Source organism: Streptomyces sp. NRRL WC-3605 (assembly GCF_001509795.1).
GTDB classification, from domain to species: Bacteria; Actinomycetota; Actinomycetes; order Streptomycetales; family Streptomycetaceae; genus Streptomyces; species Streptomyces viridochromogenes.
This window is the reverse complement of record NZ_LLZN01000071.1, coordinates 1-14,689: the sequence shown is the minus strand read 5'-3', so window position 1 is coordinate 14,689 and position 14,689 is coordinate 1. Positions and strand designations below refer to the sequence as shown.

Sequence of the window (14,689 nt, the reverse complement as noted above, 5' to 3'; positions counted from 1 at the left end):
CATGGCCCGTACGTCCCGGCGGAATTCGTTAATGATCAAGCGGAACGGCTTGGAATCCGTACCCCGCGTCTATTAACGTTCGATAACGCAGCGCGGTCGTCCCAGCCGTCACAAGAGGCGGCTCCGTGCGCACGCGCCGAATCCTGCGAAGGAACCGGGGAACCACCACCTTGGGGTGAATCGCGCCGATACCGCCGTGACATCACGGTATGTAGACGCGCGTAGGAGACCTTCCTGCTCCGAACCCGTCAGCTAACCCGGTAGGCGAGAAGGAAGGAAAGGAGTACGCCCACGTGGCGTCGAACCGTCCTGCCCCGCATGCCTCGTTCGTACCCGGTCAGCGCACCGCCGACACCTTCGGCTACGACCGCACCGACGAGGGCCCCTTCGAGGAGTGGAACCCCACCGCGGAGTCCCTCCGTCCCGTCCGCGGCAGGCACCGCGTCTCCAAGCAGCGCGGCGGGGGACTCGCCCGCAGCTCCACGGTTCTCGGCGTCGGCGTCATAGCGGCCGTCGGCGCGGGCGGCATGGCCACCGCGCAGAGCGGCAAGCCGCCGGTCGCCATCGCCCTGCCCGACCTGCCCCTGATCTCCGACGACGACTCCGCCGCGGACGACACCGCCACCGCCCTCAGCACCATGGGCGAGACGGGCCAGGAGACCGCGCAGAGCGGCTCCGACGCCGGTGAGGCGCTGCGCAGCCGGATCATCGCCCAGGCCGAGTTCCAGCAGGACCAGGTCGACAGCAAGGCCGCCGCGGCCGCCGTCGCCGCCGCCGAGAAGGAGGTCGCCGAGGCGGCCGCCAAGGCGGAGAAGGAGGCCAAGGAGAAGGCCGCCGAAGCGAAGGCCGCCGCCGAGGAGGAGGCCCGCAAGAAGGCCGAGGCCGAGCGTCTCGCCGAGCTGGCCAAGCAGTACACGCTGCCGACCTCCTCCTACACCCTGACCTCGACCTTCGGCGAGGCCGGCGCCTACTGGTCGTCCGGGCACCACACGGGCCTCGACTTCGCCGCGCCGACCGGCACCCTGATCAAGGCGGTCCACTCCGGCACGATCACCTTCGCCGGCTGGGACGGCTCCTACGGCTACAAGACCGAGCTGACCCTGGACGACGGCACCGAGATCTGGTTCGCCCACCAGTCCTCGATCAGCGTCAGCGTCGGCCAGAAGGTCAACACCGGTGACGTCATCGGCCGCGTCGGCGCCACGGGCAACGTGACCGGCGCCCACCTGCACCTCGAGGTGCACCCCGACGGCAGCGCGAGCGGCATCGACCCGCTGGCCTGGCTGCGCGGCAAGGGCCTCACCCCCTGAGCACCCTCCCCACCTGATCCCCGGCGGTCCTGACGACGACCCCCCGACGTCAGGGCTGCCGGTCTTCGGTGCGCCCGCCTTCTCACCCGGTTGCGGCCGTCGATGCGGAATGGACGGCACCGCCGCGGTCGTTGACGCCTTGCATGACTTCTCTGCGCAAGCTCGGCTCCTCCGACCTCGAGGTCTCCCCGCTCTGCCTCGGCGGCAACGTCTTCGGGTGGACCGCCGACGAGGCCCACTCCTTCGCCGTCCTCGACGCCTACACCGCGGCCGGCGGCAACTTCCTCGACACGGCCGACTCGTACTCGGCGTGGGTCGAGGGGAACGTGGGCGGTGAGTCGGAGACCGTCATCGGCAACTGGCTCAAGGCGCGCGGCAACCGGGACGACGTCGTGATCGCCACCAAGGTCAGCCAGCACCCCGACTTCCAGGGGCTGAACGCGGCCACCATCAAGGCGGCCGCCGACGCCTCGCTGCGCCGCCTCGGCACCGACCGCATCGACCTGTACTACACGCACTTCGACAAGCCCGAGGTGCCGGTCGAGGAGATCGTGGGCGCCCTGGACGAGCTGGTGAAGGCGGGCAAGGTCCGCTACATCGCCGCGTCCAACATCTCCGCCGAACGGCTGGCCGCCTCCCTCGCCTTCTCCGACCGCGAGGGCCTGGCCCGGTACGTGGCGCTCCAGCCCCACTACAACCTGGTCTCCCGGGACACCTACGAGGGCGGCCTCCAGGACCTCGCCGAACGGGAGAACCTCGCCGCGGTGCCGTACTACGCGCTCGCGGCGGGTTTCCTCACCGGCAAGTACCGTCCGGGCGCCGCCGTGGACAGCCCGCGTGCGCAGGGCGCCGGACGGCACGCGGAGACCGGGCGGGGGCGGCGGGTGCTGGCCGCGCTGGACGAGGTGGCCGCCGCGCACGGAGCGCCGGTCGCCACCGTGGCCCTGGCCTGGCTCGCCTCCCGGCCGACGGTCGCCGCCCCCATCGCCTCGGCCCGCACCCCGGAACAGCTGCCGGCCCTGCTCGGTGTGGGTGAGCTGACCCTGACGGACGACGAACTGCGCCGGCTGACGGAGGCGTCCGCCTGAGCCGTCAGACCTGGTAGGGGTTCCAGGCCGGCGCCGGTCCTCCGGGGCCCTGCCCGTGCGGTGCGTACGGCTGGGCCCACCAGGCGCCCGGCGGCGCGTACGCGGGGACCGGCCGGCTCTTCGCGGCGAGCGCGTGCTCCAGGGCCGGGCGGGCCCACGCACGGCGGCGCCACAGCTCGTTCAGCAGCTCGACCTCGCGGACCACGAAGTCCGCGCCGGCCCGGCCCCGGCGGCCCCGGCGCCTCAGGAACGCCAGCGAGGTGGCGTACGCCTCGTACTGGGCGACCGCCCGGGCCGCGGGGCGTCCCCCGTGGTGGCGGGCGTACTGCCGGGCCACCCGGCGGTCCCGCATCGAGCCCAGCGCGAACGGCTCGGCCGGGGACAGCCATCCGGCGACGGCGTAGGCGGGCAGCTCCTCGCGCACGGTCCGCAGCTCGCGGTACCGCGTCCACAGCATCAGCCAGACCAGCAGCCCGAACGCGGGCACCATGAAGGCCGCGTACACGGCGAAGAAGCCGAACTCGCCGAACGTCGACGAGCCGTTCCACAGGGCGTGCATGCCCATCGCCAGCAGCAGCCCCGACAGCGGCAGGAGCACGCGGCGCACCCGCTGGCGCTCGCCGGACAGCGCGGCGGCGCCGAAGCCGAGGCCGGTGAGCACGGTGAACAGGGGGTGCGCGAAGGGCGACATGACGACGCGGACGAAGAAGGTCGCCGCGGTCACGGACGCGATGCCGCTGTCGCCGGACAGCTGGTCGGTGCCGAAGGCGGTGCCGAGGTAGAGGATGTTCTCGGTGAAGGCGAACCCGGTGGCGGTGACCCCCGCGATCACCACACCGTCCAGCAGCCCGCTGAAGTCCCGGCGGCGGAAGAGGAAGAGCAGCAGGACGGCCGCCGCCTTCGCCGTCTCCTCCACGACGGGCGCTATGACCGTCGCGCCCAGGGTGTCCGCGTGGGACGGGTCGGCGGTCGCCGTCGCTATCCACCGTGTGGCGAAACTGTTCGCCACGATCGCTATGAGCGCCGCCGCGCAGGCGCCCCAGGCGAAGGAGAACACCAGGTTCCGCCAGGGGCCCGGCTCGACCCGGTCCAGCCAGCGGAACGACGCGACGAGCAGCGGGACCGGCAGGACCGCCAGCCCGAGCCCGACCAGGAAGCCCTCCGTACCGGTCTGCTCGCGCACCAGGGCCAGGATGACCAGCCCGGACAGGGCCAGCAGGGTGCTGAGCGCGGCGTAGGGAACCCAGCGCCGCTGCCACCAGTGCGCGTGCCGCAGCGCGCCGGCGGGAGCGGGGGGATGCGTCGGGTACGGGGGGCAGGTGGCCACGGCATCGACCCTAACGAGACGGGGGCGCCGCCCGCAGCGGCGCGGGAGTGCCGGGCGCCGGTGAGGGGCTGCTTTCGGTGGTGCTGCGGGTGTTCTCGCAGGTGCTGTCCGCCCGCCGCTCCTACCGCTGTACGCGGCGGAAGAGCAGGTCGTTCACCACATGACCCTTGTCCAGTCCCTGGCCCTCGAAACGGGTCAGCGGCCGGTGCGCGGGACGCGGTGCGAAACCGCCGTCGGGCCGCGTGTTCTCGAAGTCCGGATGGGCCGTCAGCACCTCGAGCATCTGCTCGGCGTACGGCTCCCAGTCGGTGGCGCAGTGCACCAGCGCGCCGGGCTTCAGCCGGGTCGCGGCCAGGTCCAGGAACGCGGGCTGGATGAGGCGCCGCTTGTGGTGCCGCTTCTTCGGCCAGGGGTCCGGGAAGTAGACGCGCAGCCCGTCGAGCGAGTCCGGCGCGAGCATCTCGCGGAGCAGGATGATGGCGTCGCCGTTGCCGACGCGGATGTTGCGCAGGCCGTGGTGCTCGGCGAGGTTGAGCAGGTTCCCCTGGCCGGGGGTGTGCACGTCGACGGCGAGGATGTCGGTGCCCGGGTCGGCGGCGGCCATCTGCGCGGTGGCCTCGCCCATGCCGAACCCGATCTCCAGCACGACCGGGTGGTCGTTCCCGAACAGCTCGGCCAGGTCGATCACGCGCTGCCCGTCGATGTCCAGGCCCCACTGGGGCCACAGCCGCTGCAAGGCGTCCGCCTGCCCGGCGGTGACCCGGCTGCGCCGGGGCTGGAAGCTGCGGATCCGCCGCTCGAAGTGCGATCCGGCCGGGTCGGCCTTGGGCCCGTCGGGGAACCGCGGCTCCCCCTTGTCCCGGGTGTGCCGGACGGGGACGCCGGGGGTGTGGGCGCCCTGCTCGCCGAGGGCGCCGGCGGAGGCGGGGGCACCGGGCGGTGCGGCTTCGGGGGCGTTGCGGGAATCAGACACAGTGGCATCGATTTTACGTGCTCCCCGGCGCGGGTCCCCCGGCGCGCGGGCCCGACCCCCGGGGGAGCGGACCGCTCGGTCACGTCCCGGGTCAAGGTCGGCTCATGCCCGGCTCGGGCCCGGATCAGGTTCGGCTCGGGCCCGGTTCAGGTGGTCTGCAGCGCCGCCAGCGCCCGGCGGGCCACCTCGCGTCCGATGGGCAGGGAGGCCGTCGCCGCAGGGCTCGGCGCGTTCAGCACATGGACCGCGCGCGGGCCCTCGCGGATCAGGAAGTCGTCCACCAGCGAGCCGTCCCGCAGGACCGCCTGGGCCCGGACCCCGGCCGCCGCCGGCACCAGGTCGCCGGCCTCCACGGCGGGCAGCAGCCGGCGCACCGCGTCCGTGAACGCCGCCTTGGACAGCGACCGGTGCAGCTCGCCCGCCCCGTACCGCCAGTGCCGCCGGGCCATGCGCCACGCCCCGGGCCAGGCGAGGGTCGTGCCGACCTCCCGGGGCCGTACGACGCCCCAGCGGTAGCCCTCGCGGGCCAGCGCGGGGACCGCGTTCGGGCCGATGTGCACGCCGTCGTCGATACCGCGCGTCAGATGCACGCCGAGGAAGGGGAACGCCGGGTCCGGCACCGGGTACACCAGGCCGCGCACCAGCTCGGGCCGCTTCAGCGTGTAGTACTCGCCCCGGAACGGCACGATCCGCGCCTCGGGGTCGTCCCCGGTGAGCCGGGCCACCTCGTCGCAGTGCAGCCCGGCGCAGTTCACCAGGACGCGGCCGCGCACGACGTCCCCGCGTGTGGTGCGCACGGCCACGCCCAGCGAGGGCCTGCGGTCGACGCGCTCGACCCGGGCGCCGTAGCGGATCTCCGCGCCGGACGCCTCCGCCAGCCGGCGGGCCACTCCCGCGAAGTCGCAGACGCCGGTCGTCGGCACATGGAGGGCGGCCAGGCCCTCCACCTCGGGCTCGTACTCGGCGATCTGCGCGGCGCCCAGCTCGCGCACCGCGATGCCGTTCTCCCGGCCGCGCTGGGCCAGCGCGTGCAGCCGGGGCAGCTCCTCGCGTCCGGTGGCGACGATCAGCTTGCCGGTCACGGCGTGCGCGACGCCGTACTCCGCGCAGAACTTGACCATCTCGGCGGCGCCCCCGACCGCGTACCGGGCCTTGAGGGAGCCGGGGCGGTAGTAGACGCCGCTGTGGATCACCCCGCTGTTGCGTCCCGTCTGGTGGCGGGCCGGGCCGAGCTCCTTCTCCAGGACGGTCACCCGGGTGCCCGGTGCGGCACGCGTGACCGCGTACGCCGTGGCCAGCCCGACGATGCCGCCGCCGACCACGAGCACGTCACAGTCCAGAGCGAGCGCCCGCACCCGCACCACCTCCCGGTTCCGATAATGCCCTGCGCCACCGACAGCGCGGTCAAACCCGGGACCGGCCCCTACGCGGGCGTCATCAGCAGCGGGCGGGCCCGCTCCCGCAGCTCGACCACCCTCGGCTCGTCGCCGTACGGCTCAAGGCGGTGCAGCAGGTCCTTCACGTACTCGGTGGTGCGCGCGGACGATATCCGCCCGGCCACCTCCACCGCCCGCACGCCCTGCTCGCACGCCGCGTCGAGGTTCCCCGACTCCAGCTCGGCGACCGCCGACACGACGAGCCGCAGCCCGTGCGAGCGCACGAACTCCTCCGTCGGCTTCGACAGGGCCTGCTCGGTGAACCGACGCACCTGGCGGGGCGCCTTCAGGTCCCGGTAGCACTCGGCGGCGTCCGCGCAGAAGCGGTCGTAGGAGTAGAAGCCGAGCCACGAGGGGTCGTGGTCGCCCTCCCGGGAGCGCTCCAGCCAGCCCTCGGCGGCCTTCAGGGCGGCGCCGGCCGCCTGCGCGTCACCCGCGCGGGCGTGGGCGCGGGCCTCGACCAGACGGAAGAAGCTCATGGTGCGAGCGGTGGCGAGGCCGCGGTTGCGCTCCAGGGCGGCCTGCGCGAGGTCGACGCCCTCGTCACCGAAGCCCCGGTAGGTGGCCTGCAGGGACATCGACGCCAGCACATACCCGCCGAGGGGCACGTCGGCCGCCGCGCGGGCGAGCCGCAGCGCCTGGATGTAGTACCGCTGCGCGGCCTCCTGCTGACCGGTGTCGAAGGCCATCCAGCCCGCGAGACGGGTGAGTTCGGCGGAGGCGCCGAAGAGGGCGCGGCCCACTTCGTCGGAGTACGAGCCGAGCAGCAGCGGGGCCGCCTCCACCCGTAAGCACTCGGGCACCATGGACGAACGCCAGTCGCCACCCCCGTACTTGGAGTCCCAGCGTCTGGCGTCCTCGGCGGCCTCGCGGAGTTTCTGCACATCGCTGTGGCCGACTTTGAGCGGCGCGCCGGAGCCCTCGGACGGGCCCACCTCGCGGGCGACCGACGAGTCGGCCGGTGTTATCAGCCACCGGGACGCGGGGGTCGCGTACGCGCTCACCGCGAACGAGCCGGCCAGGGACTGCCAGATGCCGCCGGAGCCGGCGCGGCGTCCGGCGAGGTCGAGACGGTAGAGCTCCGTCGCCGACTTCACCGCCTGTCCTACGTCCCGGGGGAAGGCGAGGCCCACCTCCGGCGCGGGGTCCGCGTCCGCAAGGCCGATCTCGTGGAGCGGCACCGGGCGGCCGAGTTTCTGGCCGATCGCGGCGGCGATCAGGTGCGGCGCGGCGCCCTGCGGCACCATGCCCTTCGACACCCAGCGCGCCACCGACGTCTTGTCGTAGCGAAGTGTCAGTCCCCGCTGGGCGCCAAGGTCGTTGACGCGCCGCGCGAGGCCGGCGTTGCTGATTCCCGCGAGGGCGAGAACGGCGCCGAGTTTTTCGTTCGGCCCGCGTTGCTCCCTGGACATGCGCCACCCCTCGACACAGACGGCTGCCGCCCTGGCATAACCGTGCGGCATTCGTAAACCCAGCGTAGTTCGCCGCATCCCAAGCGTTAAGGGGCATTCTTCCGGATGGCGGGATTGTGGTCCGTACTCAAGTGCGCACCCCCTACGCACAGTTGTGCCGTGCTCCCGCTGTGTGGCCGTGCGCCCGGATGTGCGCTCTTCTCCGGCCACCGGGGGAGCGGTTCCATGGATCTCGCGTGGGTCGGCCCGCTGTACTGGATCCAGTGGGCTGGGGGATTCCGCCGCCTCCATCCCCGCGGGCGGCGGAACGGTCCGGGGGGCGCACTCCGTTCCCCGGACTGCGCGCACGGCGAGCACGGCGCGTAGTCCGCGGGGCCTGCACGGAGTGTGCGTAAGCCTGCCCCTACAACGCCGATTCGGCCGAAAATCGCCCCCGCGTGACGCGAAGGATTTCCGCCCTCACCATGGCAGTTGAGGGCGCGAACGGCGGTTTTCGGGGAGCGTACCGGGGGCGCATTCAGGTCGCGGATGATGGCCGATCCGCCCCGGTCACCCGGCCGACCACCCAGCCCCATACGGCAGTTGGGGTCGCACGCGACCCAGGCGGGGGGCGCGGACGCGGGCGCATTCGACGACGCCGAGCGGCTCCGTCGCCGCTCCGGCGCGCCTCCTTCATGGCAGCATGGTGACCCGGTTCATACCGTGCACCTGGTTGTCCACAGCCTGTGGAGGCGTCGATGCGGTGGTTGGTGGGATGGAGCAGCACCGCCGCGGTGGCCGCCGGAATCGGCTCCGCCGGCGCCACCGGGCCGGACGGCGAGACCGTGCATCCGGTGGGCTCCCAGCTGCTGTGGGGCGACCCGGACCCGCTGTGGGCGGTCGGCGACTGGCGCCCCGACGAGGTGCGCGTGGTCAAGGCCGACGCCCAGAACCGCATCGCCGTCCTCGGCACCTGCGGAGCCAGCGACGAGCAGCTGCGCCTCGGGCTGTTCGCCGCGCGCGGGGGCGCACTGCGCCATCTGACGGCCTGGCCCGGCAGCTACACCGCGGTCGTGCAGGTCGGCCGCCGGGTCACGGTGTGCGGCGACCTCGCGGGCGCCCGGCCCGTCTTCTACACCCCCTGGGCCGGCGGCACCGCCTACGCGACCGCCGCCCTCCCGCTCGCCGACCTCATCGAGGCCAACCTCGACTTCGGGCACCTCGCGGCGCTGCTCGCCGCCCCCGACGTACCGGCAGCGGTGCACGACTCCACCCCGTACGACGGCGTACGGCGCATCCCGCCCGGGCATGCGCTCATCCTGCGCGCCGGGGCGCGTGAGATCGCCGGGTACGAACCCGTCGCCTCGCTGGCCGTGGCGGCACCGACCGCCGACCCCGACAGCGCGGTGGACGCCGTACGCGACGCGCTGGTGGACGCCGTACGCGCGCGTCTGTCCGCGCCCCGCCATGTGCCGGACATCGACCCGGGGCCGGTGCCGGGAATGGGCCCGGCCGAACGGCGCGCCGCGCGCGGGATGCCCGTCCCCGGCATCGGCGCCGACCTGTCCGGCGGACCCGCCTCGGGCACCCTGGCCCTGCTCGCCGCCGGCCTGCCCGGTATGCCGGGCACCGTCCTGGGGCACGGCACCGGCGCGGGCGAGCGCCTGCTGGCGGTCACCTTCAACGACCTGGCCGTCGGCGGCCGGGAGGCCGAGCTGGAGCGGGCCGGCGCCCTGGCGGCCAACCCCCGTCTGCACCACGTGGTGGTGGCGGGCGGCGACGAGACCCTGCCCTACGCCGATCTGGACGGACCGCTCACGGACGAGCCGGGCCCCAGCCTGGTGACGGCGGCCCGGCACCGCGCCCGCCTGGTGTCCGGCAGTGCCGACCACTTCACCGGCTACGGGGCCCGGCAGGTCCTGGACGCCCATCCGGCCCGCCTGGCCGACCTGCTGATGGACCGCAAGCGCCGCCACCTGGTCCGTCCGGTCGCCGCGCTGACAAAGGCCGACGGTTCGGTGCTGGTCCCCGCTCGCGTGTACGGCGCGGCGCGCAAGCTCGCCCGCACCCCGTACGGGGCGGGTCTGGAGAGCCTGGCCGCCCGTCTGATGGACCACCGCTTCGAGGAGCCGGGCGGCGCGGTGGGGGCCTCGCTCGCCGCGCTCACCTGGGCGAGACCCGGGCCGGCGGCCCGCTGGCTCACCGGGGAGGCACTGGCTGAAGTATCGGTTCGCCTGCAGACGGCGACGGGCCGCAACGGCGTCGGCCCCGGCCAGCGGCCCGGCGACTACCGCGCACGGGCGGCCCTCGCCCGGCAGGCCGCCGACCTCCGCGTCCTGGAGCAGGCCGCCGAGATCCGTTCCCAGCGGCTGCACACCCCGTTCCTCGACAACCAGGTCGTCCGCGCCTGCCGGGCCCTGCCCGAGGCCCTGCGCGTCCAGCCCGGCGCCCGCGCCTCGATCCTCCGTTCGGTCCTGGAGGGCGCCGGCGTGGCCGACCTCCCGCCCGGCTGGGGCGCCCCCTCGCACGCACCGGCGGCGGTGGCGGCCCGGACCGGCCTCCGGGTGGCGGCCGAACCCCTGATGGACCTCTTCGGCAGCCCTCTGCTGGCCCAGGCGGGGCTGGTGGAGGCGCGGGTGGTCCGCAAGGCCCTGCGGTCCGCCGCCGACGGCGAGCCGCTGCCCCTGGACGGCCTGGCCGACCTGGTCTCCCTCGAACTGTGGCTGGGCCGCCTGCTGTCCCGCCGCGGCACCTGCTGGACGGGCACCCCGGCCCGCGCCCGTGCCGTACCGGCGGGCATCCGGCCCCAGCGCGGAGCCCTCGGAGCGGGCGCGGCGGGCCGGTAGACGGCGGACACGGTCCAGGCGGCGGGCCCGGTCAGGGCACACCCAGCTCGAAGAGCACATACCCCGCGTACGAGCCCGAGGCCACCGCGGCCAGCCCGAGCAGCCCGCACAGCAACGGCATGCTCAGCGTGCGCAGTTTCATCGCGAGCGGCAGGAACAGCGGGAACGCCGGGAGCAGATACCGGGAGACGTTCCCGAAGATCTGCTGGCTGCCGAGGACCAGGACGAAGGTCAGCACCGTGTAGACGACCAGCACGGACGGCGGGCGCATCCGGATCAGCAGCGGGATCAGCGCCAGGCCCAGCAGGACCACCAGCACCCCGATCAGGTCCTCCACGGGGAACGGGAAGAGGTAGTCGCGCCGGCCCACCGCCACGGAGGTGAAGACGTCGAGGGTCTGCTCGCCGAAGTCGAAGGTGTGCGCCCAGGCGTGTTTCTGCAACGCGAAGTAGCCGTCGAGCCGGCCCATCCGGTCGCCGACGTACAGCAGATAGGCGCCCAGGCCGAGGGGGGCGAGGAGGATCGCGGTGAGCGGGCGGGCCACGTCCCCGTCGTGGCGGCGGTGCAGCGCCCGCAGCGCGGCCACGGTGAGCGCGGCGATCAGGGCCACCGAGGTGGGGCGGCTCAGCCCGGCGGTGAAGGTGAGGACCCCCGCGGTGAGCCAGCGGTCGTTCATCACCGCGTGGCACACCCACACGGCGAGGGCGACGTACAGGGACTCCGAGTAGCCCGACCACTCCGTGCCCGAGCCCGGCCACACGGCCCACAGGCCGGCGGCGGCGAGCCCGGCGCGACGGCCGCCGAAGCGGGCGGCGACGGCGTATATGCCGAGGGCCGCGACGAACGAGGAGACGATCGAGACCAGCAGGCCGGCGCCGTACAGGCCGAGGCCGGTGACGTCGGAGACCAGCCGCATCGTGGCCGGGTAGAGCGGGAAGAACGCCGCCGAGTTGCCCTCTACGGTGATCAGGCCGGTGGCGTCGGAGATGCGCACCAGCGCCGGGTCGTACCCGTGCGCGGCGATCTGCTGGTACCACCAGCCGTCCCAGCTGGCCAGGACGTCCCACGCGTGGGCGCCGCCGCCGAAGCGGGGGTGCTTGCGCCGGAAGTCGCCCGACGAGTCCAGCAGGTGCATGAAGACCAGGAAGCCGATCAGCTTCAGGACGCCGTACAGGACGACGACCGGCAGGTGCGCGCGGGCGAGTTCCGCCGCCCCGCGCCACGCCGCGTCGAGCCGGTCCCGGCCGGTGCGGACGGGCTGGACGGTGCCGGGGTCGTCGACGGGGCTCAGGATGCCGTTCACGCCCGCGCCCCCGTGCCGCGCCGGCCCGCGCGGAACACCCAGGCGCGCAGCAGCAGGAAGCGCAGCAGGGTCGCGGCCAGATTGGCGGCGACGAGCACCACCAGCTCCGTGAGATGGGCGGCGTCCGGCGCGAGACGGTCCAGGACGGCCAGCGAACCGCTGGTCAGGGCCAGGCCGACCAGGAACACCAGCAGCCCCTTGGCCTGGTGGCGCAGCGCCCCGCCCCGGCCGCGCACACCGAACGTGAGCCGCCGGTTCGCGGCCGTGTTGGCGAGCGCGCACACCAGCAGGGCGACCGCGTTGGCCGCCTGCGGTCCCGCGGCCGGGCGCAGCAGTGCGTACAGCAGGACGTAGCCCAGGGTGCTGAGGGCTCCCACGGCGGCGAAGCGCAGCAACTGCCCCGCCAGGCCGTCGGGTTGCCCCTCCTCGTTCCGGTGCAGCCGGGCCGTGGGCAGGGTGCCCCGGGCCAGCGCCGCGCCGATCCGGGCGATGCCGCGCAGGTCGGCCAGTGCCGTGGCCCAGATGTCGACGCGGCTGTCGGGGTCGTCGACCCAGTCCACCGGCACCTCGTGGATGCGCAGCCCCGCCCGCTCGGCGATCACCAGCATCTCGGTGTCGAAGAACCACCCCGAGTCCCGCACCAGCGGCAGCAGCCGTTCGGCCACGTCCCGCCGCACCGCCTTGAACCCGCACTGCGCGTCGCTGAAGCCCACCGCCAGGGTGGAGCGCAGCAGGACGTTGTAGCAGCGGGAGATGACCTCTCGGCGGGGGCCGCGCACCACGCGCGAGCCGCGCGCGAGACGGGTGCCGATCGCGATGTCGGAGTGCCCGGATATCAGCGGGGCGACGAGCGGCAGCAGCGCGGCGAGATCCGTGGACAGGTCCACGTCCAGATACGCCAGGACCGGCGCCCGGGACCGCGACCACGCCGTGTGCAGCGCCCGGCCGCGCCCCTTATCGGCGAGCCGCAGCCACTCCGTCTCCGGGAGCTCCGCGGCCAGCCGGGCGGCGATCGCCGGGGTCGCGTCCGTGCTGGCGTTGTCCGCGACGGTGATCCGGAACGGGTACGGGAAGGTCTCGCGAAGGTGGGCGTGCAGCCTCCGCACACTGCGCTCCAGGTCCGCCTGCTCGTTGTGGACCGGGACGACCACGTCCAGGACCGGCTCGCGCTGGTCCGCCGCCAGCGGCGTACGGAGCGGCAGATGATCCATCAGGTTTGTCACGTTCCATCCAGGTTCGTTCTCTGGCGCAGGGCATGCCGAGGGCGCGCGTGGCGTCACGGTGCTGACCTGCCGCGGGTGAGGTGGTCGGGGCCGGGCGGCCGGCCCGGCGGGCGGGGGCGGCTAGAAGGACTCCTCCGAGGCCGGCGCGGAGACCTCCGTGTGCGAGGGGAGGCCGTCCGGGGTGTTCGAGGGCGGGCTGGTGTCCCGGTCCGGCGGCGGCTCGGTGGTCGTGTCCTTGTCCGGGTCCGAGCCGGACTCGGTCTCCGTCCCGTTCTCGTCCTGGTTCGCGGACCTGGTGCTGGTCGCGTCGGTGGTCGCGGACTCCCGGCCGCCCGTGGAGGTGCTGGTCGGGGTGGAGGAGGGGCTCGAGGGCCCGGTCGGCGACTCCGGCGGCGACTCGGTGGGGGAGGAGAGCTCCGGCGACGGTGTGGGGCCCGGGGAGGCGGGGGCCGTCGCCGGACGCGGGAACGGGCCCTGCGGGTGCCCGTCACCCCGGTCGTGGGGCAGCGCGAAGTAGGCGAAGCCGAGGCCGATGCCGACGACCGCCAGCACCGAACCGGCGGCCCGCTTCACCGCCCGGACGCGCCGGTGGGTCCGCACGCCGGCGTGCAGCCGTGTCCGGTGCCCGGGCTCGAAGGGGATGTACTCCCGGGAGTCGCGCATCATCCGCGCCAGCTCCCGCTCGAAGTGGTCCATCGGCTTCTTCACCCCACCGGCTCGATCACGTCGGACAGGAGGCGGCGCAGCCGTGCCACGCCCCGTGAGGCATGGGACCGCGCGGTGCCCACCGGGCACCCCAGCACCTCGGCCACCTGCCGTTCCGACAGGTCCTGGTAGTACCGCAGCACCACCGCGGCCCGCTGCCGCGCCGGCAGCTGGGCCAGCGCGGCCTCCAGCCGGGAGCGCTCCACCACGGCGGCGGACACGTCCCCGGCCTCGGGCAGGTCGGGCATCTGCTCGACCGGCCGCTCTCCCCACCAGCGCCGCCGGGCGGACCGGGCCGCCGCGCGCACCAGCACCTTCCGTACGTACGCCTCCGGCGCCTCCTCGGCGATCCGGGGCCAGACGAACCACAGCTTGACCAGCGCGTCCTGGAGCAGGTCCTCGGCCCGGTGCCGATCGCCACCCACGAGGAGACGGGACAGGTGGAACAACGCCGACCAGCGAGCTGCCACGAACCCGTCGAACCCTTCGGCCCGACTCTGCTCCACGCCCACCGTCCCCTGTCGCCACCGGCCCCCTACATTCAGGGAAAGACACTGGGTGGCGTGAAACGATGCACTGTGTACGTGTGATCCGGGTTACATCGGCCGGGGTGCTCCCGAACGGCGTCAGGAGCAGCGGAACTTCGAGTCCGCCCAGTCCGCGGGCAGGAGCGTGTCGAAGGTGCTGTGCGGCTCCACGACGAGCTGCACGGTCCGGCGCCCGGTGAGGTCCACATGTACGGGCACCGCGGACTCACCCGCCTTCACCGTGCCGGAACTCCACAGCCGGATCCCGTCGGCACGCACCGAGAAGGTGAACCTGCCGAGCCCCAGCGTCGAGTCGTCGACGCCGACGCGCGCCTCGTAGGCGGTGCACCGCCGGTTGAGGTCGATGGTGACGGAGGACCGGCCGTGCACGGTGACGCCGTGCTCGTAGCGCCGGCCCGCGATCGGCAGACCCCGGCGCTGCCACACCCAACTGCTCTCGGCCAGCCGCATCTCGGGTCCGGTGCCGTCGCCGGTGACGTCGTACGCCAGCTCGTTCCACCGGTACTCGACCGGGGCCGGTGGGGGAGGGGGTGTGGGGG

At 74.0% G+C, this 14,689-nt stretch carries 12 protein-coding genes and 1 riboswitch; of the genes, 3 read left to right on the top strand and 9 right to left on the bottom strand.

Going from position 1 to position 14,689, the window contains the following annotated elements:
• Window positions 1-124 precede the first annotated feature (124 nt).
• Window positions 125-282: riboswitch (cyclic di-AMP (ydaO/yuaA leader) on the top strand.
• Between the two features lie 11 nt (window positions 283-293).
• Window positions 294-1,310: a M23 family metallopeptidase gene (locus ADL34_RS24030; protein ID WP_062674026.1), complete on the top strand. Its 1,017-nt coding sequence runs from the start codon at window positions 294-296 to the stop codon at window positions 1,308-1,310.
• A 143-nt stretch (window positions 1,311-1,453) separates the two neighbouring features.
• A complete protein-coding gene (locus ADL34_RS24025) occupies window positions 1,454-2,398 on the top strand; it encodes an aldo/keto reductase (RefSeq protein WP_062674028.1) in 945 nt (314 codons plus the stop codon).
• 4 nt (window positions 2,399-2,402) lie between these two features.
• Here ADL34_RS24025 and ADL34_RS24020 read toward each other — a convergent pair whose 3' ends face one another.
• From ADL34_RS24020 to ADL34_RS24005, 4 genes are all read right to left on the bottom strand, one after another.
• The gene (locus tag ADL34_RS24020; protein ID WP_062674029.1) at window positions 2,403-3,725 is read right to left on the bottom strand and encodes a PrsW family intramembrane metalloprotease; all 1,323 of its coding nucleotides are present in this window, start codon (window positions 3,723-3,725) and stop codon (window positions 2,403-2,405) included.
• 121 nt (window positions 3,726-3,846) lie between these two features.
• Window positions 3,847-4,698 (bottom strand): tRNA (guanosine(46)-N7)-methyltransferase TrmB, encoded by an 852-nt coding sequence (gene trmB / locus ADL34_RS24015; RefSeq protein ID WP_062674031.1) that lies wholly within the window; start codon window positions 4,696-4,698, stop codon window positions 3,847-3,849.
• 146 nt (window positions 4,699-4,844) lie between these two features.
• Window positions 4,845-6,053, bottom strand: a complete 1,209-nt coding sequence (gene lhgO, locus ADL34_RS24010; RefSeq protein WP_079034470.1) for an L-2-hydroxyglutarate oxidase — start codon at window positions 6,051-6,053, stop codon at window positions 4,845-4,847.
• A 68-nt stretch (window positions 6,054-6,121) separates the two neighbouring features.
• Complete coding sequence (locus ADL34_RS24005) at window positions 6,122-7,546, bottom strand: hypothetical protein (RefSeq protein ID WP_055624946.1); 1,425 nt, start codon at window positions 7,544-7,546, stop codon at window positions 6,122-6,124.
• Window positions 7,547-8,283: 737 nt separating this feature from the next.
• Between ADL34_RS24005 and ADL34_RS24000 the strand changes: the two genes are divergently transcribed.
• Window positions 8,284-10,371, top strand: a complete 2,088-nt coding sequence (locus ADL34_RS24000; RefSeq protein ID WP_062674035.1) for an asparagine synthase-related protein — start codon at window positions 8,284-8,286, stop codon at window positions 10,369-10,371.
• Window positions 10,372-10,402: 31 nt separating this feature from the next.
• On the opposite strand, the gene ADL34_RS23995 is transcribed toward ADL34_RS24000, so the two are convergent.
• The 5 genes from ADL34_RS23995 to ADL34_RS23975 form a co-directional block, all read right to left on the bottom strand.
• Entirely contained in the window at window positions 10,403-11,674 is a 1,272-nt protein-coding gene (locus ADL34_RS23995; RefSeq protein ID WP_062674037.1) for a hypothetical protein, read from the bottom strand.
• Window positions 11,671-12,885, bottom strand: coding sequence for a bifunctional glycosyltransferase family 2/GtrA family protein (locus ADL34_RS23990; RefSeq protein ID WP_062674039.1), 1,215 nt, complete (start codon window positions 12,883-12,885; stop codon window positions 11,671-11,673). Before ADL34_RS23990 ends, ADL34_RS23995 begins: the two co-directional genes overlap by 4 nt.
• 132 nt (window positions 12,886-13,017) lie before the next feature.
• Window positions 13,018-13,593 (bottom strand): cellulase, encoded by a 576-nt coding sequence (locus tag ADL34_RS23985; protein WP_199835627.1) that lies wholly within the window; start codon window positions 13,591-13,593, stop codon window positions 13,018-13,020.
• Between the two features lie 8 nt (window positions 13,594-13,601).
• Window positions 13,602-14,108, bottom strand: a complete 507-nt coding sequence (locus ADL34_RS23980; protein WP_062674045.1) for a SigE family RNA polymerase sigma factor — start codon at window positions 14,106-14,108, stop codon at window positions 13,602-13,604.
• A gap of 120 nt (window positions 14,109-14,228) precedes the next feature.
• On the bottom strand, window positions 14,229-14,689 hold a 461-nt coding region (locus tag ADL34_RS23975), incomplete at its 5' end, for an NPCBM/NEW2 domain-containing protein (RefSeq protein ID WP_199835626.1).

What these genes read in the sequence shown, in the direction of transcription:
- ADL34_RS24025 (WP_062674028.1), top strand. Translation starts at nt 1,454, where the DNA reads ATGACTTCTCTGCGCAAGCTCGGCTCCTCCGACCTCGAGGTCTCCCCG.
- ADL34_RS24005 (WP_055624946.1), bottom strand. Translation starts at nt 7,546, where the DNA reads ATGTCCAGGGAGCAACGCGGGCCGAACGAAAAACTCGGCGCCGTTCTC.
- ADL34_RS24000 (WP_062674035.1), top strand. Translation starts at nt 8,284, where the DNA reads ATGCGGTGGTTGGTGGGATGGAGCAGCACCGCCGCGGTGGCCGCCGGA.
- ADL34_RS23990 (WP_062674039.1), bottom strand. Translation starts at nt 12,885, where the DNA reads ATGGATCATCTGCCGCTCCGTACGCCGCTGGCGGCGGACCAGCGCGAG.
- ADL34_RS23985 (WP_199835627.1), bottom strand. Translation starts at nt 13,593, where the DNA reads ATGGACCACTTCGAGCGGGAGCTGGCGCGGATGATGCGCGACTCCCGG.